This window comes from Pseudomonas sp. USTB-Z, from assembly GCF_019691255.1.
GTDB classification, from domain to species: domain Bacteria; phylum Pseudomonadota; class Gammaproteobacteria; order Pseudomonadales; family Pseudomonadaceae; genus Aquipseudomonas; species Aquipseudomonas alloputida.
In genome coordinates, this window is record NZ_JAECZP010000011.1 from 77,553 (window position 1) to 99,797 (window position 22,245).

Annotated in this window: 21 protein-coding genes; 11 read left to right on the forward strand and 10 right to left on the reverse strand. The window is 60.0% G+C overall.

Annotated features, from left to right (window positions below; all coding sequences use genetic code 11):
• Window positions 1-8: 8 nt before the first annotated feature.
• Together I8746_RS14740 and I8746_RS14745 are read left to right on the forward strand one after the other, a co-directional pair.
• The gene (locus tag I8746_RS14740) at window positions 9-455 is read left to right on the forward strand and encodes a GNAT family N-acetyltransferase (RefSeq protein WP_221100776.1); all 447 of its coding nucleotides are present in this window, start codon (window positions 9-11) and stop codon (window positions 453-455) included.
• 7 nt (window positions 456-462) lie between these two features.
• Entirely contained in the window at window positions 463-1,134 is a 672-nt protein-coding gene (locus I8746_RS14745) for a GNAT family N-acetyltransferase (protein ID WP_004575198.1), read from the forward strand.
• Window positions 1,135-1,295: 161 nt separating this feature from the next.
• Here the strand turns inward: I8746_RS14745 and oadA are convergent, their stop codons facing one another.
• Together oadA and I8746_RS14755 are read right to left on the reverse strand one after the other, a co-directional pair.
• Complete coding sequence (gene oadA / locus I8746_RS14750; RefSeq protein ID WP_003253282.1) at window positions 1,296-3,104, reverse strand: sodium-extruding oxaloacetate decarboxylase subunit alpha; 1,809 nt, start codon at window positions 3,102-3,104, stop codon at window positions 1,296-1,298.
• A gap of 11 nt (window positions 3,105-3,115) precedes the next feature.
• On the reverse strand, window positions 3,116-4,531 hold the full coding sequence (locus tag I8746_RS14755; protein WP_003253279.1) for an acetyl-CoA carboxylase biotin carboxylase subunit: 1,416 nt from the start codon (window positions 4,529-4,531) through the stop codon (window positions 3,116-3,118).
• 189 nt (window positions 4,532-4,720) lie between these two features.
• Here I8746_RS14755 and I8746_RS14760 point away from each other — a divergent pair, with 189 nt between their 5' ends.
• A complete protein-coding gene (locus I8746_RS14760) occupies window positions 4,721-5,683 on the forward strand; it encodes a LysR family transcriptional regulator (RefSeq protein WP_003253277.1) in 963 nt (320 codons plus the stop codon).
• Here I8746_RS14760 and I8746_RS14765 read toward each other — a convergent pair.
• The gene (locus I8746_RS14765; protein WP_003253275.1) at window positions 5,625-5,843 is read right to left on the reverse strand and encodes a PA3496 family putative envelope integrity protein; all 219 of its coding nucleotides are present in this window, start codon (window positions 5,841-5,843) and stop codon (window positions 5,625-5,627) included. The genes I8746_RS14760 and I8746_RS14765 overlap by 59 nt on opposite strands.
• A gap of 212 nt (window positions 5,844-6,055) precedes the next feature.
• Window positions 6,056-6,922 carry a transcriptional regulator HexR gene (gene hexR, locus I8746_RS14770; protein ID WP_003253273.1) on the reverse strand — a complete coding sequence of 289 codons (867 nt, stop codon included), beginning with the start codon at window positions 6,920-6,922 and terminating at the stop codon, window positions 6,056-6,058.
• Between the two features lie 103 nt (window positions 6,923-7,025).
• Here hexR and zwf point away from each other — a divergent pair, with 103 nt between their 5' ends.
• From zwf to I8746_RS14790, 4 genes are all read left to right on the forward strand, one after another.
• On the forward strand, window positions 7,026-8,468 hold the full coding sequence (gene zwf / locus I8746_RS14775) for a glucose-6-phosphate dehydrogenase (protein ID WP_003253271.1): 1,443 nt from the start codon (window positions 7,026-7,028) through the stop codon (window positions 8,466-8,468).
• 214 nt (window positions 8,469-8,682) lie between these two features.
• Window positions 8,683-10,869 (forward strand): DNA helicase II, encoded by a 2,187-nt coding sequence (gene uvrD, locus I8746_RS14780; RefSeq protein ID WP_004575197.1) that lies wholly within the window; start codon window positions 8,683-8,685, stop codon window positions 10,867-10,869.
• 130 nt (window positions 10,870-10,999) lie between these two features.
• Window positions 11,000-11,854: a Tim44 domain-containing protein gene (locus I8746_RS14785; RefSeq protein ID WP_041168564.1), complete on the forward strand. Its 855-nt coding sequence runs from the start codon at window positions 11,000-11,002 to the stop codon at window positions 11,852-11,854.
• Between the two features lie 113 nt (window positions 11,855-11,967).
• Window positions 11,968-12,375 carry an SMI1/KNR4 family protein gene (locus tag I8746_RS14790; protein ID WP_003253266.1) on the forward strand — a complete coding sequence of 136 codons (408 nt, stop codon included), beginning with the start codon at window positions 11,968-11,970 and terminating at the stop codon, window positions 12,373-12,375.
• A gap of 158 nt (window positions 12,376-12,533) precedes the next feature.
• Here the strand turns inward: I8746_RS14790 and I8746_RS14795 are convergent, their stop codons facing one another.
• Window positions 12,534-14,294, reverse strand: coding sequence for a cation:proton antiporter (locus I8746_RS14795; RefSeq protein WP_003253264.1), 1,761 nt, complete (start codon window positions 14,292-14,294; stop codon window positions 12,534-12,536).
• Window positions 14,295-14,633: 339 nt separating this feature from the next.
• Here I8746_RS14795 and I8746_RS14800 point away from each other — a divergent pair, with 339 nt between their 5' ends.
• Window positions 14,634-15,119, forward strand: coding sequence for an acyl-CoA thioesterase (locus I8746_RS14800; RefSeq protein WP_003253263.1), 486 nt, complete (start codon window positions 14,634-14,636; stop codon window positions 15,117-15,119).
• On the opposite strand, the gene pdxY is transcribed toward I8746_RS14800, so the two are convergent.
• Window positions 15,116-15,988 (reverse strand): pyridoxal kinase PdxY, encoded by an 873-nt coding sequence (pdxY, locus tag I8746_RS14805; RefSeq protein ID WP_003253261.1) that lies wholly within the window; start codon window positions 15,986-15,988, stop codon window positions 15,116-15,118. The genes I8746_RS14800 and pdxY overlap by 4 nt on opposite strands.
• A gap of 120 nt (window positions 15,989-16,108) precedes the next feature.
• On the opposite strand from pdxY, the gene I8746_RS14810 reads away from it, so the two are divergent.
• The gene (locus I8746_RS14810) at window positions 16,109-16,501 is read left to right on the forward strand and encodes a DUF3301 domain-containing protein (RefSeq protein ID WP_003253259.1); all 393 of its coding nucleotides are present in this window, start codon (window positions 16,109-16,111) and stop codon (window positions 16,499-16,501) included.
• Here the strand turns inward: I8746_RS14810 and I8746_RS14815 are convergent, their stop codons facing one another.
• The 3 genes from I8746_RS14815 to zigA are packed head-to-tail and all read right to left on the reverse strand — an operon-like array spanning window position 16,502 to window position 19,345.
• On the reverse strand, window positions 16,502-17,473 hold the full coding sequence (locus I8746_RS14815) for a GTP-binding protein (RefSeq protein WP_012054129.1): 972 nt from the start codon (window positions 17,471-17,473) through the stop codon (window positions 16,502-16,504).
• Window positions 17,474-17,513: 40 nt separating this feature from the next.
• On the reverse strand, window positions 17,514-18,140 hold the full coding sequence (locus I8746_RS14820) for a DUF1826 domain-containing protein (protein WP_012054130.1): 627 nt from the start codon (window positions 18,138-18,140) through the stop codon (window positions 17,514-17,516).
• Window positions 18,137-19,345 carry a zinc metallochaperone GTPase ZigA gene (gene zigA, locus I8746_RS14825; RefSeq protein ID WP_012054131.1) on the reverse strand — a complete coding sequence of 403 codons (1,209 nt, stop codon included), beginning with the start codon at window positions 19,343-19,345 and terminating at the stop codon, window positions 18,137-18,139. The genes I8746_RS14820 and zigA overlap by 4 nt, the downstream gene beginning before the upstream one ends.
• A 114-nt stretch (window positions 19,346-19,459) precedes the next feature.
• On the opposite strand from zigA, the gene I8746_RS14830 reads away from it, so the two are divergent.
• Window positions 19,460-19,840, forward strand: a complete 381-nt coding sequence (locus I8746_RS14830) for a hypothetical protein (protein WP_004575191.1) — start codon at window positions 19,460-19,462, stop codon at window positions 19,838-19,840.
• A 272-nt stretch (window positions 19,841-20,112) separates the two neighbouring features.
• On the opposite strand, the gene I8746_RS14835 is transcribed toward I8746_RS14830, so the two are convergent.
• Window positions 20,113-20,640 carry a DUF3617 domain-containing protein gene (locus tag I8746_RS14835; protein ID WP_003253248.1) on the reverse strand — a complete coding sequence of 176 codons (528 nt, stop codon included), beginning with the start codon at window positions 20,638-20,640 and terminating at the stop codon, window positions 20,113-20,115.
• A gap of 132 nt (window positions 20,641-20,772) precedes the next feature.
• On the opposite strand from I8746_RS14835, the gene cls reads away from it, so the two are divergent.
• A complete protein-coding gene (cls, locus tag I8746_RS14840; RefSeq protein WP_012054132.1) occupies window positions 20,773-22,212 on the forward strand; it encodes a cardiolipin synthase in 1,440 nt (479 codons plus the stop codon).
• Window positions 22,213-22,245: the final 33 nt, after the last annotated feature.

Below are 22,245 nucleotides of genomic sequence, written 5' to 3' on the forward strand. Positions count from 1 at the left end.
AATAGCCCATGCCCAACCTTACCCTGCGCCCTGTCACTGCCCAAGATCACGCGGCCTGGCACGCCCTGTGGCAGGCCTACTTGCACTTCTACAAGACCGAGCTGGCCGATGCCGTCAGCCTGAGCACCTGGCAACGCCTGCTCGACCCCAGCGAGCCAACCCATTCGACACTGGCCTGGGTCGACGGCAAGGCGGTGGGGATGGTCAACTTCATCTACCATCGTTCCAACTGGAGCATCGAGAATTCCTGCTACCTGCAGGACCTGTATGTGGACAGCACGCAACGTGGCCTGGGCATTGGTCGACAGTTGATCGAGCACGTCTACACCACTGCCAAGGCCGACAACTGCATCAAGGTGCACTGGCTGACCCACGAAACCAACGCCACCGCCATCAGCCTGTACCAGCAGGTTGCCGAGCGCTCGGGCTTCATCCAATTCCGCAAAGGCTTGTAGGCCGCACATGACAGACGCATTGAACTGGAAACCCGCCGCAACCCCCAAGGCCGAGCCCATTGAAGGCCGCTTCATCCGCCTGGAGAAACTCGATCCAGGGCGCCATGGCGAAGACCTCTGGGAAGTGCTGCAGGGTCCGGCCTCCGATCCGGTGCTGTGGGACTACCTGCCGTACGGCCCGTTCGCCGAACGTGCCGCCTTTGACCGCTGGCTGGAAGGCAACGCTGCTGGCCGCGACCCGCTTTTCTACACCGTCATCGACCGCGCCAGCGGCCAGGCCCAAGGCATCCTCAGCCTGATGTCGATCGTGCCTGACCACGGTCGGATCGAGATCGGCCACATTGCCTTCGGTGCCGCCATGCAGCGTACGCCCAAAGGTACCGAGGCGGTGTACCTGCTGGGCAAGCTGGGCTTCGCGCTGGGTAATCGACGGCTGGAGTGGAAGTGCAATAACGCCAATGCCCGCTCCAAACGTGCGGCAGAGCGATTCGGCTTCGTCTACGAAGGGGTGTTCCGCAAGCACTTGGTGGTGAAAGACCATAACCGCGATACGGCGTGGTATTCGATTACCGATGATGAATGGCCGGCGGTGGCTGCCGGGTTTGAGCGGTGGTTGAGTGAAGAGAACCAGCAGCCGGGTGGCCAGGTGGAAAGCCTTGAGGTGTGCCGCCGAGGTTGAACGGTGTGCTGAATCAGCTGGCCTCTTCGCGGGTGAACCGCCCCTACAGGGATGCGCGTTGCGAGTTGCGGGTCTACCCGCGCAGAGGCTAGTGATTCCGGCACAAAAAAAGGGGAGCATCCGCCCCCCAGAGGTTAACCACTTGTAGATGAGGGCTTAAATCAGCCCTCGATCTCGATCAGGATTTCACCCGGCGTCACGCGATCACCCTTGGCCACATGGATGGCCACAACCTTACCGGCGATGGCCGCCTGCACTTCGGTTTCCATCTTCATGGCTTCGGTGATCAAGACCGCCTGGCCGGCCTTGACCATGTCACCTTCCTTGACCAGCACATCAACGATGTTCCCCGGCATGGTGGTGCTTACGTGGCCAGGGTCAGTAGCTTGCTTGCGCTTGCTGCCGCCACCGCTGACGAACTCGTTGAGTGGCTCGAAGACCACTTCCTCCGGCATGCCGTCGATCGACAGATAGAAGTGACGCTTGCCTTCGGCCTTCACGCCCACACCGGTGATGTCGACGCGGTAGGTTTCGCCGTGTACGTCGATGACGAACTCGGTCGGCACGCCTTCACCGCCTGGGGCAGCCACGGCACCGGCTTCCGGAATCGGCAGCAGAACTTCAGGCGTCAAGGTGCCAGCTTCGCGTTCTTCGAGGAACTTGCGGCCAATGTCCGGGAACATGGCAAAGGTCAGCACGTCTTCTTCGCAACGGGCCAGGGCACCGATGTCGCTACGCAACTTGGCCATTTCCGGCTTCAACAGGTCAGCCGGGCGCACATCGATCACTTCTTCGCTGCCGATAGCCTGGCGACGCAGTTGCTCGTTGACCACACCCGGGGCCTTGCCATAGCCACCTTGCAGGTACAGCTTCACCTCATTGGTGATGGTCTTGTAGCGCTCACCCGCCAGCACGTTGAAGAAGGCCTGGGTGCCGACGATCTGCGAGGTCGGGGTGACCAGCGGCGGGAAGCCGAGGTCTTCACGCACACGCGGGATTTCGGCCAGCACTTCGTTCATGCGGTTGAGGGCGCCCTGCTCCTTGAGCTGGTTGGCCAGGTTGGAAATCATGCCGCCCGGTACCTGGTTCACCTGCACCCGGGTGTCCACCGCGGTGAACTCGCTTTCGAACTGGTGGTACTTCTTGCGCACGGCGTAGAAGTACAAGCCGATCTCCTGCAGAAGCTCCAGGTCCAGGCCGGTGTCGAACTCGCTGCCCTTAAGCGCAGCAACCATCGACTCAGTACCCGGATGGCTGGTGCCCCAGGCGAAGCTGGAGATGGCGGTATCGATGTGGTCCGCGCCATTTTCCACAGCTTTGAGCTGACACATGGCAGCCAGGCCGGCGGTATCGTGAGAGTGGATGAACACCGGCAGCGACTGTTCAGCCTTCAGCGCCTTGACCAGCTCGCCAGTGGCGAACGGGGTCAACAGGCCAGCCATGTCCTTGATCGCCACCGAGTCGCAACCCATGGCTTCCATCTGCTTGGCCTGGTTCACGAAGGCTTCGATGGTGTGTACCGGGCTGGTGGTGTAAGCGATAGTGCCCTGGGCGTGCTTGCCGGCGGCCTTGACCGCTTCGATGGCCACGCGCAGGTTACGCACGTCGTTCATGGCGTCGAAAATGCGGAACACATCGATACCGTTGACCGCCGCCTTGGCGACGAAGGCCTTGACCACGTCGTCGCTGTAGTGGCGGTAGCCCAACAGGTTCTGGCCGCGCAGCAGCATTTGCAGGCGGGTGTTTGGCAGCGCTGCGCGCAGCTTGCGCAGGCGCTCCCACGGGTCTTCCTTGAGGAAGCGCACGCAGGCGTCGAAGGTGGCACCACCCCAGACTTCCAGCGACCAGTAGCCAACCTTGTCGAGCTTGTCGCAGATCGGCAGCATGTCTTCGGTACGCATGCGGGTAGCCAGCAGTGACTGGTGAGCGTCGCGCAGGATCGTGTCGGTTACGTGAATTTTCTTGGACATTATGGGGTTCCTCACAGGCCTGCGTGGGCGGCGATGGCGGCGGCGATGGCCAGGGCCAGCTCTTCGGGTTTGCGCTTGATCGAGTAGTTGGTCAATTCAGGGTGGCTTTCGACAAAGCTGGTATTGAACTGGCCGCTACGGAATTCCGGATTGCGCAGGATTTCCTGGTAGTACGCGGCGGTGGTCTTCACCCCTTGCACGCGCATGTCGTCCAGGGCCCGCAGGCCGCGGTCCATGGCTTCTTCCCAGGTCAACGCCCACACCACCAGTTTCAGGCACATGGAGTCGTAGAACGGTGGAATGGTATAGCCGGTGTAGATCGCCGTGTCGGTGCGCACGCCCGGGCCGCCGGGGGCGTAGTAACGGGTGATCTTGCCGAAGCTGGGCAGGAAGTTGTTTTTCGGATCTTCAGCATTGATACGGAACTGCAAGGCGTAGCCGCGGTGCTGAATGTCTTCCTGCTTGACCGACAGTGGCAGCCCCGAGGCGATGCGGATCTGCTCACGCACGATGTCGATACCGGTGATTTCCTCGGTAATGGTGTGTTCCACCTGCACCCGGGTGTTCATTTCCATGAAGTACACTTCGCCATCGGCGAGCAGGAACTCCACGGTACCGGCGTTCTCGTAATTCACCGCTTTAGCCGCACGCACCGCCAGGTCGCCGATGTAGGCGCGCTGCTCAGGAGTGAGCTGTGGGCTCGGGGCAATTTCGATGAGCTTCTGGTTACGACGCTGGATAGAGCAGTCGCGCTCGAACAGGTGCACTACGTTACCGAAGCTGTCACCGAGAATTTGCGCCTCGATGTGCTTCGGGTTGACGATGCATTTCTCCAGGAACACTTCGGCCGAACCGAATGCCTTGGTCGCCTCGGAAATGACCCGCGGGAAGTTCTGTTCCAGTTCTTCGCGGCTATTGCAACGGCGAATACCACGGCCGCCACCACCGGAGGTAGCCTTGAGCATCACCGGATAACCGATGCGATCACCTTCGCTCAGGGCTTCATGAATATCGGCAACGTTGCCTTCGGTGCCCGGGGTTACCGGCACACCGGCGGCGATCATGGTGCGGCGCGCTTCGGTCTTGTCGCCCATACGGCGAATCACGTCGGCGGCCGGGCCAATGAACTTGATCCCGCGCTCGGCGCAAATTTCTGCCAGTTCGGCGTTTTCCGAAAGGAAACCATAGCCCGGGTGCAGGGCATCACAGCCGGTTTCCACAGCCAGGTTCACCAGCTTGCGCGGGTTCAGGTAACCGGCCAGCGGCTCGGCACCGATGCTGTGTGCTTCGTCAGCGCGCTTGACGTGCAAGGCATGCCGGTCGGCGTCGGAAAAGATCGCTACCGAGCGAATGCCCATCTCGGCGCAAGCACGCACGATCCGAACTGCGATTTCACCTCGGTTGGCGATCAGGATTTTTTTTATCACTGGAGTCTTCCCAAAGCCGTAGGAACAGTCGAGCCGGTTCTACCGGTCGGCGCGTGACCAGACGATGCTGGCCAGTCGCGTATTCACCCTAGCGCTGTAGGTCGATAAACAAAAATCAATATTTGTTAGAGGCTGTATTAGCAAAAGCTTATAGTTGGGTAACAAGGTGTTGCCGAAGAGCTGATTAAAATGCGTAAGTCCTTGATGCGTATGACATTGCGTCAACTCCAGATCTTCAATGAGGTGTGCGATTTGCGGTCGTACAGCCGTGCTGCGGAGGAGATGGCGCTGACGCAACCCGCCGTTAGTCTACAGATCCGTCAGCTTGAAGAGCTGATCGGCCAGCCATTGTTCGAGTACGTGGGCAAGAAGCTCTACCTGACCGAGGCGGCCGAAGCCCTGCAGCGCGCCAGCCACGATATCTTCGGGCGCCTGGAGAGCCTGGACATGCAGCTGTCGGACATGCAGGGCTCACTGCAGGGTCAGTTGAAACTGGCGATCGAGTCCAGTGCCAAGTACTTCGTGCCACACCTGTTCGCCGCCTTCAAGCAGCGTCACCCGGAAGTCAACCTGACCCTGACGGTAGTCAACCGTGCCCAAGCCATCCGCCGCCTTTCCGATAACCGCGACGACCTGATCATCATGTCGATGGTGCCGCAAGACATGGGCCTGGAGTTTCTGCCGTTCCTCAACAACCCGATCGTTGCGGTTGCGCCGCCACAGCACCCGCTGTGCAAGCTGGACCAGTTGCGCATGCAGGACCTGGAGCCTCATACGCTGCTGGTCCGCGAGCAAGGTTCGGGAACACGCAAGGCGTGCGAAGAGTACTTCAAGGACAAGCGTGTGCATTTCGCCCAAACGCTTGAAGTGGCCTCGGCCGATGCCCAGCGCGAATGCGTGATCGCCGGGCTGGGGATCGCCCTGTTGACCCGTCACGCAGTCAACCTGGAGCTGGCTACCGGGATGCTGAAGGAATTACCGGTCGAGGAGCTACCGCTGTACCGTAGCTGGTGCGTGGTGCAGGCCAAGGCCAAGCGGCAGTCGCCGGTGGCCTTGGCGTTTCTTGCATTCATCCGCGGTGAACGTGCATTGATCAGCGCGCTTGTTGAACGTTTTTCGGGGAAACTGCCGCCGACGACTGCCATACCGTGAGTGCTTGCAGCTCGGGGTAGTCCGCCAGGTCGCGGAGCAGTTGACGTTGGTCGCAATAGCTCTCGATCGCGCGGCGGTATTCCATACGTCGCTGATCTTTTTCCTGCTGCTTGCGAGCCTTGGCGTTGGGTTGGTACGTACCGTCGAAGTCACGAGCCATTGCCTGTCTCCCAGATAGTATGCGGGAGTTTCAGACTGGCCTTGATGGTTTACCGTTTGGCGGTGGAATGGTGACAGAATCGTGAATTTTCACCTGCCTGGACCGGCCTCTTCGCGGGCTTGCCCGCTCCCACTGGAATTGCACCGATTTATAGAGGTGCACAGTACCTGTGGGAGCGGGCAAGCCCGCGAAGAGGCCAGTGCAGGTTGAATTCAGTCGTCGGTAGCCTTGATCGACTTGGGCGACAGACGCAAGCTGCGCAGGCTGCGTTTCACGCTCTTCAGGTGGTTGACCAGGCTAGGCCCGCGCGCCATGGCAACGCCCATGGCCAGCACGTCGATCACCACCAGGTGGGCAATACGCGAGGTCAGTGGGGTGTAGATCTCGGTGTCTTCATGCACGTCGATCGCCAGGTTGACCGTCGATAGCTCGGCCAGCGGCGTCTGGCTGGGGCACAGGGTAATCAGGTTGGCGCCGCTCTCACGGACCAGGTTGGCAGTGATCAGCAGGTCCTTGGAACGGCCCGATTGGGAAATACACACCGCCACATCACCCGGTTTCAGGGTAACGGCCGACATCGCTTGCATGTGGGGGTCGGAATACGCTGCCGCGCTGAGCAGCAGGCGGAAGAACTTGTGCTGGGCATCGGCCGCAACGGCACCGGACGCGCCAAAGCCATAAAACTCTACCCGTTGCGCCTGGGCCATGGCGCTCACGGCTTGTTGCAGTGCTTGCGGATCAAGGTGCTCGCGCACTTCCATCAGGGTGTGCAGGGTGGTGTCGAAGATCTTCAGACTGTAGTCGGCGACCGAATCGTCTTCGTGGATAGCGAACTGGCCGAAGCTGGCCCCGGCAGCCAGGCTTTGCGCCAGCTTCAGCTTCAGGTCCTGGAAGCCCGAGCAGCCTATGGCCCGGCAGAAACGCACGATGGTCGGCTCACTGATACCCACGCTGTGCGCCAAATCGGCCATGGAGCTGTGCATGACGGCAGCCGGGTCGAGCAGCACGTGGTCGGCCACTTTCAGTTCCGATTTGCGCAGCAGGTGGCGCGATTGGGCGATATGTTGCAACAGATTCACAGGCTGGACTCGGTTATGATCGGCGTGCCGGGTTGTAGCTTTCTTGTAGTTATACTACATGGACGCCAACCCGCCCAGTTAAACGAACGTGGAGAGTGGTGGTTTGACTATTCCTTGCGACATTCTGGTCTTCGGCGGCACCGGTGATCTGGCCCTGCACAAATTACTTCCGGCGCTCTACCACCTGTTTCGCGAGGCCCGTCTGAACCCTGCCGTGCGGGTCATCGCACTGGCCAGACGCAACCTGCCACGCATCGACTATCTCAAGCTCGCCGAACGCCATTGTCGGGCGCAGATTGCCCGCAGCGACTTCGACGAAGAGGTGTGGCAGCGGTTTTCCGCGCGGGTCGACTACTTCCCGATGGATGCTTCACAGAGCGCCGATTTTGGCCGCCTGGCACGCTACCTGGGTGAACCCGGCGGGCTGACGCGCATCTTCTACCTGGCCACCGCCCCCAACCTGTTCGTGCCAATTGCCAACCACCTGCGCATTGCCGGGCTGGCCGACACCGAAGCGCGCATCGTGCTGGAAAAACCGATCGGCCATTCCCTGGAATCCGCCACTGCCATCAATGAAGCCATTGGCACGGTGTTCGAAGAAAGACAGGTGTTCCGCATCGACCACTACCTGGGCAAGGAAACCGTGCAGAACCTGATGGCCCTGCGTTTTGCCAATGCCCTGCTGGAGCCGGTATGGCGCAACAACCAGGTCGACCATGTACAGATCAGCGTTTGCGAGACACTGGGCGTAGAAAACCGCGGTGCCTACTACGATCGCGCCGGGGCTATTCGCGACATGCTGCAGAACCACCTGCTGCAACTGCTTTGCCTGGTGGCCATGGAGCCACCCGCGCAGTTCGAGGCAGAAGCGGTACGCGACGAAAAGGTGAAAATCCTGCGCGCCCTCAAGCCAATCACCGGCCAGGATGTGCAGGACAAGACGGTACGTGGCCAGTATGGTGCCGGGCGTATCGGCGGCCAGGAAGTGCCGGCCTACTACTTTGAAAAGGACGTCGACAACGACAGCGATACCGAAACTTTCGTTGCCATCGAGGCGCACATCGACAACTGGCGCTGGGCGGGCGTGCCTTTCTATCTGCGCACCGGCAAACGCATGGCGCGGCGCGCTTCGCAGATCGTCATCCAGTTCAAGCCAGTGCCTCACGAACTGTTCAGCGGCGGCCAGGTCAACCAGTTACTGATACAGCTGCAACCGGACGAACGCATCAGCCTTCGCATGATGACCAAGAGCCCAGGCAAAGGCATGCGCCTGGAACCCGTGGACCTGGACCTTAATCTGGCCCAGGTGTTCAGCCAGACTCGCCGCTGGGAAGCCTACGAGCGTCTGCTGCTGGATGTGCTCGAAGGTGATTCGACGCTGTTCATGCGCCGCGATGAAGTGGAAGCAGCCTGGGCCTGGGTAGATCCAATCATCAAGGGCTGTGAAGAGCACTTCCAGGCGCCCCGCCCCTACCCGGCTGGCAGTTTCGGGCCCGAGCAAGCCAACAGCCTGCTCGCCAGGCATGGCAGGCACTGGCATGGCTGAATGACCTGCGCGATGGCGCGACCTTTAATCTGAAACAGCAGCAGATGAAATTCGAAGGTGCGAAATCCATAACGGGAAGGCCTTCGACTAACGATGCCTCAGCCAGCTTGCGCAGGCCGTGACCTGGCCCCGGACCGATGAGCGGGATGCCGCCAGGTGAATATTCATACAGTAGATATTTGCCCCTTACCCGGCATCGCCCTAGAATGGCCCGATGCGCACAGACGACCTCTCTCTCCTGCTGAATTCCCTCAACGATGCCCAACGCCAGGCCGTAGCGGCCACGCTCGGGCGTCAACTGGTGCTTGCCGGCGCCGGTTCCGGTAAAACCCGCGTGCTGGTACACCGCATCGCCTGGCTGATCCAGGTCGAGCAGGCATCACCGCACTCGATCCTGTCGGTGACGTTCACCAACAAGGCCGCAGCAGAAATGCGCCAGCGGATCGAGCAACTGTTGGGCATCAACCCGGCAGGCATGTGGGTCGGCACCTTCCACGGCCTGGCCCATCGCCTGTTGCGGGCCCACTGGCAGGAAGCGCGGCTGGTGCAGAACTTCCAGATCCTCGACAGCGACGACCAGCAGCGCCTGATCAAGCGGGTCATGCGCGAGTTGGGCCTGGACGAGCAGAAGTGGCCGGCACGCCAGGCCCAGTGGTTCATCAACGGGCAGAAAGACGAAGGCCTGCGCCCGCAGCATATCCAGGCGGGGGGCGACCTGTTCCTGGCGACCATGCGCGAGGTCTATACGGCCTACGAGCAGGCGTGCGAGCGCGCCGGTGTCATCGATTTCTCCGAGCTGCTGCTTCGCGCCCTGGACCTGTGGCGTGACCACCCGGGCCTGCTGGAGCACTATCAACGACGCTTCCGCCACGTGCTGGTGGACGAGTTCCAGGATACCAACGCCGTGCAGTACGCCTGGTTGCGCCTGCTGGCACGCGGTGGCGACAGCCTGATGGCGGTAGGCGATGACGACCAGTCGATCTACGGCTGGCGCGGCGCCAAGATCGAGAACATTCACCAGTACACCGCCGACTTCCCCGACGCCGAAATGATCCGCTTGGAGCAGAACTACCGCTCCACCGGCGGCATCCTCAAGGCGGCCAACGCGCTGATCGCCAACAACAGCGGGCGCCTGGGCAAGGAACTGTGGACCGACATGGGCGAAGGCGAACCACTGACCCTGTACGCGGCCTACAACGAGCACGACGAAGCGCGCTATGTCGTGGAAACCATCGAGAGCCTGGTCAAGCAGGGTAATGCGCGCAACGAGATCGCCATCCTGTACCGTTCCAACGCCCAGTCGCGCGTGCTGGAAGAGGCCCTGCTGCGCGAACGCATCCCCTACCGCATCTATGGCGGCCAGCGCTTCTTCGAGCGCGCCGAAATCAAGAATGCCATGGCTTACCTGCGCCTGATCGAAGGGCGTGGCAACGATGCCGCTCTGGAGCGGGTGATCAACGTGCCGCCGCGTGGTATTGGCGAAAAAACCGTCGAAGCCATCCGCGAGCACGCCCGTCACAGCCAGCTGTCCATGTGGGAGGCCATGTGCCAGCTGCTCGCCGCCAAAGCCCTGAAGGGCCGCGCCGCCAGTGCCCTGGGGGCCTTTATCGAGCTGATCGAGGGGCTGGCCGCCAAGGTTGTGGACATGCCGCTGCATACCATGACCCAGACCACCATCGAACAGTCCGGCCTGATCACCTATCACCAGGAAGAAAAAGGTGAAAAGGGCCAGGCACGCGTAGAAAACCTTGAGGAACTGGTCAGTGCGGCACGCAACTTCGAGTCCACCGACGAAGACGCCGACCTGTCCCCGCTCTCGGCCTTCCTTGGCCACGCCTCACTCGAAGCTGGCGATACTCAGGCTGACGAGCATGAAGACAGCATCCAGCTGATGACCCTGCACAGCGCCAAAGGCCTGGAGTTCCCCTATGTGTTCCTGGTGGGCATGGAAGAAGGCTTGTTCCCGCACAAGATGAGCCTGGAAGAACCCGGCCGTCTGGAAGAGGAACGACGCCTGGCCTATGTAGGCATCACCCGCGCCATGCGCCAGCTGGTCATGACCTATGCCGAAACACGCCGCCTTTATGGCAGCGAGACTTACAACAAGGTGTCGCGTTTCGTGCGTGAAATTCCGGCCGGCCTGGTTCAGGAAGTACGCCTGTCCAACAGTGTCAGCCGCCCGTTCGGCGGGGCCAAGACGGCCACCAACAGCAACCTGTTCGCCAATGCCAGCATTCCGCAGACCGCGTTCAACCTTGGCCAGCGTGTGCAGCATGCGGTATTCGGCGAAGGCGTAATCCTCAACTTCGAGGGTTCTGGCGCTCAGGCGCGGGTGCAGGTGAATTTTGCCGAAGGTAGCAAATGGCTGATGCTGGGGTATGCCAAGCTCGAGGCTGTCTAAGCCCACAAGGGTCGGGCCTGCCAACTTTGTAACATCAGGCAAAAGCTCGAAACACTATGTCGCTGGTCATGTGCCCGGGAACCTGTGCACCATGACGCGCGTGCAATCCACAACAGGGGATATCCCACTTATGCAACGTTTTCTTAGCATCGCACTGGCGCTCTGCGTCGGCCTGACGCTGAGCCTGGACGCCAGCGCCAAGCGTTTCGGCGGCGGCAAGAGCTCGGGCTCCGCGCCTATCCACCAGACCCGCCAGGCTACGCCAACCACGCCTGCTGCCGCGCCGACCGCACCTGGCCGTGCACCGGCTGCCGCCAGCGGTGCTTCGCGCTGGTTGGGCCCACTGGCCGGCCTCGCCGCCGGTGGCCTGCTGGCTTCCATGTTCATGGGCGACGGTTTCGAAGGCTTCCAGATCATGGACTTCCTGATCGTGGCGCTCATCGCCTTCCTCGTGTTCCGCTTCATCGCCGCGCGCCGCCGCCAACAGCAGCCACAAATGGCCATGCCAGGCCATGCGCCGATGCAGCGTGAGGCTCACGCGCAGCCTGCCCAGCCTTCGATTTTCGGGGGTTCGGCCGCACCTGCTGCCGCAGCCGCACCGGTGATCAACGCCCCGGCCTGGTTCAACGAGCAGAGCTTCCTGGCGGCAGCCCGTAACCACTTCCAGTCGCTGCAGCAGCACTGGGATGCCAATGAAATGGACAAGATCAGCGAGTTCGTTACCCCGCAAATGCTTGAGTTCCTCAAGCGTGAGCGTGCTGAACTGGGTGATGGCTTCCAGTCCACCTACATCGATAACCTGGAAGTGCAACTGGACGGTGTCGAAGACCGCGCCGACCGCACCGACGCGACCCTGACCTTCCGTGGCGTGTCGAAGAATTCGCGCTTCGACCAGGGCGAAGTGTTCAGCGAAAGCTGGCACATGGTTCGCGCCCAAGGCGAGAACCAGCCTTGGCTGGTAGCCGGTATCCGTCAAAACGGCTAATCGCTGCGTGCTAAACAGAGAACCCCGGGCTTGCCCGGGGTTTTTGCTTTTGCCAAAGTGGGCTACTAGGGTATAAGGCGCAGCGTTGTCATCTAGGTCAGAGGAAGTGAACCGTGGAAGAAGTGATCGAACAACTCCGTGAAGCGAATGAGCCAGTACCAGTGCCCCTGGAGCTTCCCGATGAAGACCAGCTGGTAGAGATCGAAGAACAGCTGTTCATCAATATTCCATTCGTGTTCAAAGAGTTTCTGCTGACCGTAAGTGATGTGGTTTACGGCTCCCTTGAGCCTGTTACCGTCACTGATCCGCAGTCGCACACCTACCTGCCAGATGTGGCCTCCAACGCCTGGGATGCCGGCGTACCGCGTGACCTGATTCCGCTGTGCCAGGACGGCGACAATTACTATTGCGTCGAAGAGGACGGCACCGTGGTGCTGTGGGATGCCGAAGAGGAAATTGTCGGCGAAGACAGTTGGGAATCGGTGTGGCACTGGGCGCGAGATGTTTGGCTGGAGAGCTGATCGCTAGCACTTATAGAGAAGCTCGCGATCTGAGTCAGTAACAATGACGTCTCAGCGCCTCAAGATCGTTAAAATCGCCAGGCCTTCTGCGCCTGGCGACATCGCTGTAGCCCCATCTCCTCGGGCGGGCGGGATACCTTGCCCAAGGCGTAACCCCCTCAGTGCGAGTTTTCGCGACTGTTCTCCAGCGTCTCTAGCAACGCGATCTGCATGCGCGTGTGCACGCGGATAAACCAGCGCCACAACAACGCCACCACCACCGCAGCTACCACGGCAATCACCAGCAGCAATTCGCTGGTGGGCAGAATGCTGGCGGACAATGCCGACAACAGCAGGAAAATCACCAGCAGCGACAACAGCGGGATCACTTCGGCGATCACACGGCGCACGCGCTGGGTATGTCGCCCGGCCATTTCCGGCTTCACGCCCATCTCTGCCAGCAGCATCGAGAGTGCCTTTAGCTTGCGGTACGCAGCGATCAGGAATGGCAGTGACAGCAACAAAGCAGCCCCCCATATGACGGCCTTCTGCTGGCTGACATCGCTGACCCACTCACTGAGCCAATTGCCGATACGCCCTGCAAAGTAGCCGCCACTGAAGAAGATGGCGATCACCAGCGCCAGGTTCACCCCAACCTGCAACAGGATACGCCGGATCATCGCCGCCAGCATGGCACTCTCGCCCTGCGGCTGGATGTTGCGTAACCACTCGCCATACAACGACAACACGCGTGCGAGGCGGGCGGGCACCACATTGCCCAGTTTCTGCGACAACGGGTCAGCCGCGCGGATCAGATAGGGTGTCAGCAACGTGGTGATTGCCGATACCGCCACCGCCACCGGGTAAAGGAAGTCGCTGGTCACCTGCAGGGTCATGCCCAGCGCGGCAATGATGAAGGAGAACTCGCCGATCTGCGAAAGCCCCATGCCCACACGCAAAGACGTACGCCCGTCATTGCCGGCAATGAACGCCCCCATGCCGCAAGACAGCATTTTGCCCAGCACCACCGCCAGGGTGATGACAACGATAGGCCAGGCATAGTCGATCAGTACCTGAGGGTCGATCATCAGGCCGATGGCGACAAAGAAGATGGCACTGAACAGGTCGCGTACAGGCTCGATCAGGCGTTCGATCTTCAGCAACTGGCGTGATTCGGCCATGATCGCGCCAATCAGGAAAGCGCCTAACACCATGCTGTACTCCAGCTTCACAACCAGCAGGCAGAAGCCGAAACACAGGCCCAGAACAGTGATCAGCAACATTTCGTTGCTTTCGAACTTGGCGACATAGGCCAGTAACCGCGGTACCAGCAAAATACCGATGACCAAGGCGACAATCATGAACAGCGACAGCTTGCCGACAGTGGAGAACACTTCGCCCGAACTGACCGTGCCGCTGACCGCGATGCCCGACAGCAGGGCAATGATACCGATACCCAGAATGTCCTCGACGATCAGCACGCCGAAGATCAGCTGGGCAAAGCGCTCGTTCTTCATCTTCAAGTCGTTGAGCGCCTTGACGATGATGGTGGTGGAGGAAATGGCCAGAATGGCGCCCAGGAACAGTGAATCCATGGTGCTCCAGCCAAACCAGCGGCCAATCTCGAAACCGATCCAGATCATCAGGACGATTTCCAGGAACGCTGCGATGAACGCCGTGGCACCGACCTTGAACAGCTTGCGCAAGCTGAACTCGAGCCCCAGGCAGAACATCAGGAAGATCACCCCCAGTTCGGCGAGGGTCTTGATGGTGTCTTCGTCATGAATCAGGCCGAACGGCGGAGTGTGCGGGCCAATGATGAAGCCGGCGACAATGTAGCCCAGCACCACCGGCTGCTTGAAACGGTGAAAAAGAATGGTGACCACGCCAGCGACCAGCATGATGACTGCCAGGTCCTGGATGAAGCTGATGGCATGCATGGCGTGATACTCCTTTTCTCGTCTTGTGAATGCCTGGGCAGACCGCTCCTCTGCCGAGGCAAACCTGAGCGAGCAGCAAGTACATACTGTATTGAATCTGGGAACACCCATGTTGCATGGGCGTACTCAGGTTAACATCGCGCTCCGCCGCAAAAAGCCAGTGCAATATGCAGAAACAGATCGGCTGGAAAAGCGCCGCTGATGGCATGATCAGCGTGACGATGATGCGCCAGCCAACGTCCCGTATCAGCAAGGCACATTCAAAAGAGGGGAACAGCAGTGTCAGCAGATAACGCCCTCCATTCGCCCGATTCAGCGCAACCTCACCGTGAGCACACTATGGAACCTGGAAACGCCCAGCTGAGCATGACCGTCCTGATGACCCCGGACATGGCCAACTTTTCTGGCAACGTACATGGCGGCACCCTGCTCAAGTACCTCGACGAAGTGGCTTATGCATGCGCCAGCCGTTATGCCGGCAGTTATGTGGTGACCCTGTCGGTCGACCAGGTGATCTTCCGTGAACCCGTGCACGTGGGTGAACTGGTGACCTTCCTGGCGTCGGTCAACTACACCGGCAACACTTCGATGGAAGTTGGCATCAAAGTCGTGACCGAGAACATTCGCGAGCGCTCGGTGCGCCATTCCAACAGCTGCTTCTTCACCATGGTCGCGGTCGACGACAACCGCCGCCCGGTGCCGGTGCCACCACGCCAGCCGCACAGCAGCGAAGAAAAGCGCCGCTTCCTGCAAGGCCAGCAGCGCCGGCAGATCCGCCAGGAACTGGAAAAGCGCTATCAGGACTTGAAAACCGACGCCATTTAAAGCGCCAGTAACTGCGCTTCGAAGCGCACCCGTGGGTGCGCAATGCGGTCCTGGGCCCGTACCAACTGCAATTCGTAGCTGGCGCAGGCCTGGGTTTCCAGCAGCACTTCATGCACTGCCGCAGCCGTGAATTCGAATGCCTGCACCCAGCTGTCGCCGAGCAGCACACGCGCCAGGAACAAGCCTGAGGTCAGGTCACCCACCCCCACCGGCTGACGCGGAAACGCCAGCAGTGGGCGGCGCAAGTGCCAGCTGTGCTCGGCGGTCACCAGCAACATTTCGAACTGTTCTTCGGCCCGCCCGGGGTACGCCAGGTGCTTGACCAGTACAACCTGCGGCCCACGCTGCAGCAGGCTGCGCGCCATGTTCACGCAATCCTCCAGCGACTGGGCGCGGCGCCCACAGAAGCTGTCCAGCTCCAACTGGTTGGGGCACAGGATGTCCGCTGTGGCTGCAGCCTCGTCAAGCAGAAACTCACTGACTTCGGGCGGCACGATGCAGCCCTTTTCCGGGTGCCCCATGACCGGGTCGCACAGGTATAACGCTTTTGGGTTTACCGCCTTGATCCGCTCGACGCCGGCCAGGATCGCTCGCCCTTGTTCGGCACTGCCCAGGTAGCCGGAAAGCACTGCATCGCAGTGGCCCAGCTCGCCGATATTGGAAATGCCTTCCACCAACGCAGGAATTTGCGCTGGGGCAAGCACTTCACCCGCCCACTGGCCATACTGTGTGTGATTGGAGAACTGCACGGTATTGAGTGGCCAGGCATTGACCCCGATACGCTGCATGGGGAATACCGCGGCGCTGTTGCCGGCGTGGCCGAACACCACGTGGGACTGAATGGCGAGCAGGTGCGGGGTACGTTTCATGCGGGAGGTTTCCAAAGCTGTTTCTAGGATTGTGCGCAGCGCAGTATGAACTCGATTGCTACCTGTACGACAGGCCAGGAACGCAGTTAAGCTGGATCTACCTGTTTGGAGCATATGCAAATGTTGACCCTGGAGAACCTCTTCGTCCTGATGCTGGTAGCCACGGCAGGCGCCTGGTTGTGGCACAACCATGGGTTGCGTGAAAAGGCCCTGGAACGGGTCAAACAGCATTGCGCCAAACTCGACCTGGAGTTGCTTGACGATGCCGTAGCGCTCAAGCGCATCGCCTTTGTCCGGGATGCCAATGGCCGCAAGCGCCTGGCACGCGTCTATGCCTTCGAATTCACCGTCACGGGTGAGCAACGTCACCCCGGCACCGCGACCCAGTTCGGCGCCCACAGTGTGCAGATCGAGCTGGCGCCCTACCCGTTCGAAATCAAGACCCCACCGCGCGCCGACAACGTCATAGAGATGCAGCAATGGCGCCAGGAGCATAACCGCTGGCGCAACTGATCAACTGACGCGACATTCATCCAACCCGGCTTGCAATGCGGGTTGCGGTTGCGGCTGATCGAAAATCAGCTCGATACGCGTGTCCTTCCGCCAGTCGCTGGGCTCCCAAGCGGGCATATCCCCATTCAGCCCATTGAATGACCACCAGCCCTCCATGCTGTGGATAACTCCCTTGGCCCGTCGCCATGGCCAAGCACACAAGAAAGCCTTTAGCCGCTGTGGATAAAACTGTTGGCCGGGGTGCCACCGCCAGCCAATACTCCAACCACCCTCCCCCTGCTGGGCAAGGCAAATCGGTTGACTCGGGTCAGCCCACAGTGCTGCTGGATCGATTCCAGGATTGTCGACAATCCTGTTTTTCAAGAATGGGCTGTCAACAATCTGTGGGGATACCGTCGGGAGGCCGGACAAAGGCAACTGCCCCTGCACGGTCCACATGATCTTCTTTTCTTTAAATTTATTACTTATCAACAACTTATGTATTTCATCCACAGCCTCTGACTTATTGAAAACCACGCTTTCAGAGGCGTTGAAAGCCTGCTGTTGAGCCTCTGGCAGAGGCTCGTTTCGAGCCATGGCCTGGGCATCCACAACCATCATGAGTGGCTGAATTGTCAGCACTCCAACCCAAGGCGCTTGTTGCAGCTGAGCCAGCAGCTGCAAGGGATGGCCCAGGCCGGAAGGTTCGATAAACAGCCGGTCAGGCCGCGATTTGCGCAGCAGTCGTCCCAGGCCCACCTGGAACGGCATGCCGTTGACGCAGCACAGGCAGCCCCCTGCGACCTCGCCGATGGCGATGCCGTCTTCGTCACGGCTGAGTAAGGCCGCATCCAGGCCGACAAGGCCGAACTCGTTGATCAATACCGCCCAGCGCTCGTTGGCTGGGCGCTGAGCCAGCAAGTGACGGATCAGCGTGGTCTTGCCAGCACCAAGCGGGCCGGCAATTACATGGGTGGGAATGTTCTGCAGCATGGGGTGGCTTCAGGCGGCGGTGATGCCTCACTATGCGCCGTCAGGCCAGCCAGTCAAGGCTGAGCAGCAAACGCCCCCGCTGCGTAGAAGGGGACCGATGCACCAGGCCTGCCCCTTCGTTACCCTGCCATTTTTCGCCTTTAAGTACCGCAACCTCGGCGGCCTGCAGGTGTTGGATGTTATCCACAGGTGGCTGAGCTGTGTGTAACTCTCCACGACAGCTATCCCGCTCTTGCAACCACTCACTACCTGGGCCGACGTAAGTGGTGAGCAAGCGCAACGGTACGTTATCCACATGGAAGCGTGGGCACATCGGAGCGTTCAACACGCGCAAGCGCAAACCGACCCGTCGTGCGCCAACCAGACAGGTATAAGCCGCCACCAACCACGTCACATCAGCAACGAAAGCTTCATACCCATGCAAATCCGCCGCTTCACGCAGCAGATCTGGCAATACCGGCTTCTGCTCCTCGTTCACATCAATCACCCGCTGATCAGCCAAGGGCTGGCCAAGGCTGATCACCAGTGCGGCAAAGTCCTCCAGTTGTGCCGGCAAGCGCCGCCGCCAGACGGCCAGGTTCACGCCATCCTGCAGCACTTCGGCCAGCACTTGAGGCGTCTCGCCAAACACCTGAAAGATATCCACAGGTCGGTGAGCCAGGTTCATGCTGCCGCTTCCTCATGCCATGGGCCAAATGGGTCAGGTAAACGCAGCCAGCCCATGTGACCCAAGCCCATTTCTTGATCCGTCAACAGGCATGCATCCAGGGCTGTGGATAATTTTTCGACGTCGATATTCTGCCCAATAAACACCAACTCCTGCCGGCAGTCACCGGTGTCGGTGGTCCAGTGTTTCAAGATCGCATTCGTGTTATCCACATCCTGTGGCCACTGCTCGCGTGGCACGAAGCGCCACCAGCGGCCAGCCAGACCATGGCGCATCATGCCGCCCGCTTGCGACCAGCTGCCAGCTTCCTGATATTTGCTGGCCAACCAGAAAAACCCTTTGGAACGCAGCAGCCTTCCGTTTTCCCAGTCCTTGTGGATAAAGTCGTAAAAGCGCTGTGGATGAAGCGGGCGTCGGGCCTGCCAGGTCATGGCCGCGATTCCGTACTCTTCGGTTTCTGGTACATGTTCACCGCGCAGCTCCTGCAACCAGCCTGGTGCCTGGGCCGCTTGATCGAAGTCGAACAGCCCGGTGTTGAGGATCCGTGCCAGCGGCACTTGGCCCATGACCATGGGTACGATCTGCGCCCGGGCATTGAGGCTGCGCAAAATGGCGATGAGTTCTTCGCGCTCATGTTGGCTGATCAGGTCGATCTTGCTCAGCAGCAGTACATCTGCGAACTCGACCTGTTCGATCAGCAAATCACTGATCGACCGCTCGTCTTCTTCGCCCAACGTTTCACCACGGCTGGCCAGGCTCTCTGCTGCTTGATAGTCGCGCAGGAAGTTCAAGCCATCGACCACGGTGACCATGGTGTCCAGTCGCGCCATATCGGACAGACTGCGACCCAGCTCGTCACGGAAAGTGAAGGTCTCAGCCACTGGCAGTGGCTCAGAGATACCGGTGGATTCGATCAACAAATAATCGAAACGTCCCTCTTCGGCCAGCCGTGCAACCTCCTCAAGCAGGTCTTCGCGCAACGTGCAGCAAATGCAGCCGTTGCTCATCTCGACCAGTTTCTCCTCAGCGCGGTTGAGGCTGACATTGCGCTGCACCTCACTGGCATCGATGTTGATTTCACTCATATCGTTGACGATTACCGCCACCCGCAGGTTGTCGCGGTTGCGCAGCACATGGTTGAGCAGCGTGCTCTTGCCGGCGCCCAAAAAGCCGGACAGCACGGTGACGGGAAGACGATTGGACATGGCGAACCCCTTCAGGCAGACGCATTCGAAGCGATGCATTGCACAATGTTATAAAGTAACAATACAATTTCGCCAAGTGGTTCTCGACGGACGAGTGCTCACAGGGGATGAAAAATGAATCTGCCACGCGTCATGGCATTGCTGGTGCTCACCATGCCTGCCTCGCTGTTGGCCATGCCGCAAAACGGTGCATTGGCCCTTTGTACGCGAAGCGCGACGCTGCTCGCTTGCCAGGACGGCAAAGGCAACTACTACAGCGTGCGCACCGAAGGCAGCACGTTCTACCTTCGCGGCTATGACTTCAGCAGCCGCCGACTATGGGCGCAAACCAACAGCCGCTATGGCACGTTGACTTTTTTTACCGGCCTGGCCAGCAATGGTGAGGCCTGGGTGGGTTACAGCCGCCGAGTAGGCTGGACCACCTTGAACCGCGTATCGAGTTCCAGTGGGGAGCGCTTCAAGCTGCATTGCAGCTTGATCGAGGGCTGCCGTTGATGCCTTCTTTTGTTTTGAAGGCTTTGCCTCTACTGCCGCCTATTTGCACATCAGCTTCGAGCGCTAGCTGAAAACGCCTGCCTTGATCAGCCGTTCTCAGGCCGAAAAGCTATGCCTTAACCGCGTCGAGGCAAGGATTGAAAACGAAATGTTCCACGTGGAACTATTCGTTTCCCTACCGACTTCTGGAACTGGCCATGCTCGGCTGCTCGAACGGCAACAGAGGCTGCATGCCCACGACGCGGTTGCCACCAGCCAGTGGCAATGGAACTTCAGCTGCGCGGTTTGACTGTCCCGCAGTCATTGCCTAGCCACACCGCACGCGTGTTCATGCTGCCTTGCTGCTGCACACCCGAAGCGTTGAACGTGCCACTGACCTGGGTGGTGAATTCCCGATCACTGAGAAATGTAGCCTGGCCACTACCCTGTGCCTTCGGGCAGCTGAACTGGAATTTCCACACGTTACCGGTACGGTCGGTAATCTTCTGAGTGCAGCCCGATTTCGGGTCCTGCAGCGGAATGTCATTCGTTGCCACCTGTTCTGGTGTCAGGCACGAACGCACACCCTTGCCACCTACACTGACCCCTTGTTTGGCCAACACCCCCTCCATCATTGCGCGCTGCTCTGGCGGCAGGTTCTTCAACTGGCCAAGCATGAATTCCATGTCGGGTAGCGGCTTGCCATCGACCTGCATGTTGCTGGTGGTCAGCTCCCACAACCCCGGTTGCAGCATCTGGGCTTGCACCAGCGGACTGCTCATGCCTAGGGCCAACGCCAACAGTGGCAGACGAATCTTCATGGACGAACGCTCCTGGAAAAAAACCGGTCAAACGGGCCGGACTGAGCCTTAGACGCCAAATCCGCCTGCGGGTTGCAGGCGGACCGGGAACGTGTTCTGTTACCTCAAGTGTACTCGGCAAGCAGGATGCATATGGATTACCACAGCCCCTACTTCTTTGGTTACCTACTCGGCATGATCCATCTGCTGGGTATAGTCGCCGCACTGCATGCGCTGTTCACCGTGCGGACAGCTCAGGGAGCCATTGCGTGGGCGATGCCCTTGCTCTTCATCCCCTACCTCACCTTGATCCCCTACCTGATCTTCGGCGCCCGCTCGTTCTACGCCTACATCAAGGCTCGGCGTCAGGCCAACCAGGAAATGCACGTGGCCATGGCCAACCTCAACTGGCGACCTTGGGTTGAAGAAGCCCTTACCGCCCGCGAGTCCGAAAGCTACGCAGCGTTGCGGGCGATGCCCAAGCTGGGTCGCATGCCATGCCTGGCAAATAACCAGGTAAAACTGCTGATCAATGGCAAGGCCACCTTCGATGCCATCTTCGCAGCCATCGAAAAAGCACGCGATGTGGTATTGGTGCAGTTCTTCATCATTCATGACGACACCCTCGGCAAGGCGCTGCAGCAACTCTTGCTACGCAAAGCCGCCGAAGGCGTGCAGGTGTTCGTGCTGTACGACCGTGTCGGCAGCCACGCCTTGCCGGCCAGCTACAGCCAGATGCTGCGTGACGGCGGCGTGCAGATCCATGCATTCGCCACCCGTCGCGGCTGGTTCAACCGCTTCCAGGTGAACTTCCGCAACCATCGCAAGATTGTGGTGGTGGATGGCTTGCTCGGCTTCATTGGCGGTCACAACGTGGGAGACGAGTATTTGGGTGAACACCCACAGCTTTCACCCTGGCGTGACACCCACGTACAGATCAGCGGGCCGGTACTGGCCTGCCTGCAAGAGTCGTTCGCCGAGGACTGGTACTGGGCCACGCGCCAGCTACCGCCGCTGATCCTGCCCGATACGTACCCGGATAACGGCGTACTGTGTCAGGCCCTGGCCAGCGGCCCGGCAGACCCACAAGAAACCTGCTCGCTGTTCTTCCTTGAAGCGATTCATTCGGCCACCCGCAGGGTGTGGATCACCAGCCCCTACTTCATCCCTGACGAGGCCGTGTTCGCCGCCTTGCGGCTGGCGGTACTACGAGGAGTCGATGTGCGGGTGCTCATCCCGTCACGGCCGGACCACCGCATCGTCTACGCCGCCTCCAGCCTGTTTGCCTTCGAAGCGGTGCGCGCGGGGGTACGTATGTTCCGTTACCAACCCGGGTTTCTGCATCAGAAGGTGGTGCTGGTGGATGATGACGTCAGCGCGATTGGGAGTGCCAACCTGGACAACCGCTCGTTCCGCCTGAACTTCGAGATTACCCTGCTGACAGTCGATCGCGGCTTCGCTGACCAGGTCGAGCACATGCTCCACGAAGACTTCGAACACGCGCGGGAAATTACTGCAGAAGACACCCAAGACACCCATCGACTACAGCAGTTGGGGATGCGGATTGCGCGGCTGATATCGCCGATTCTTTAAGGTGAGCACGCCCGTTGTGAGAGCGACCTTTAC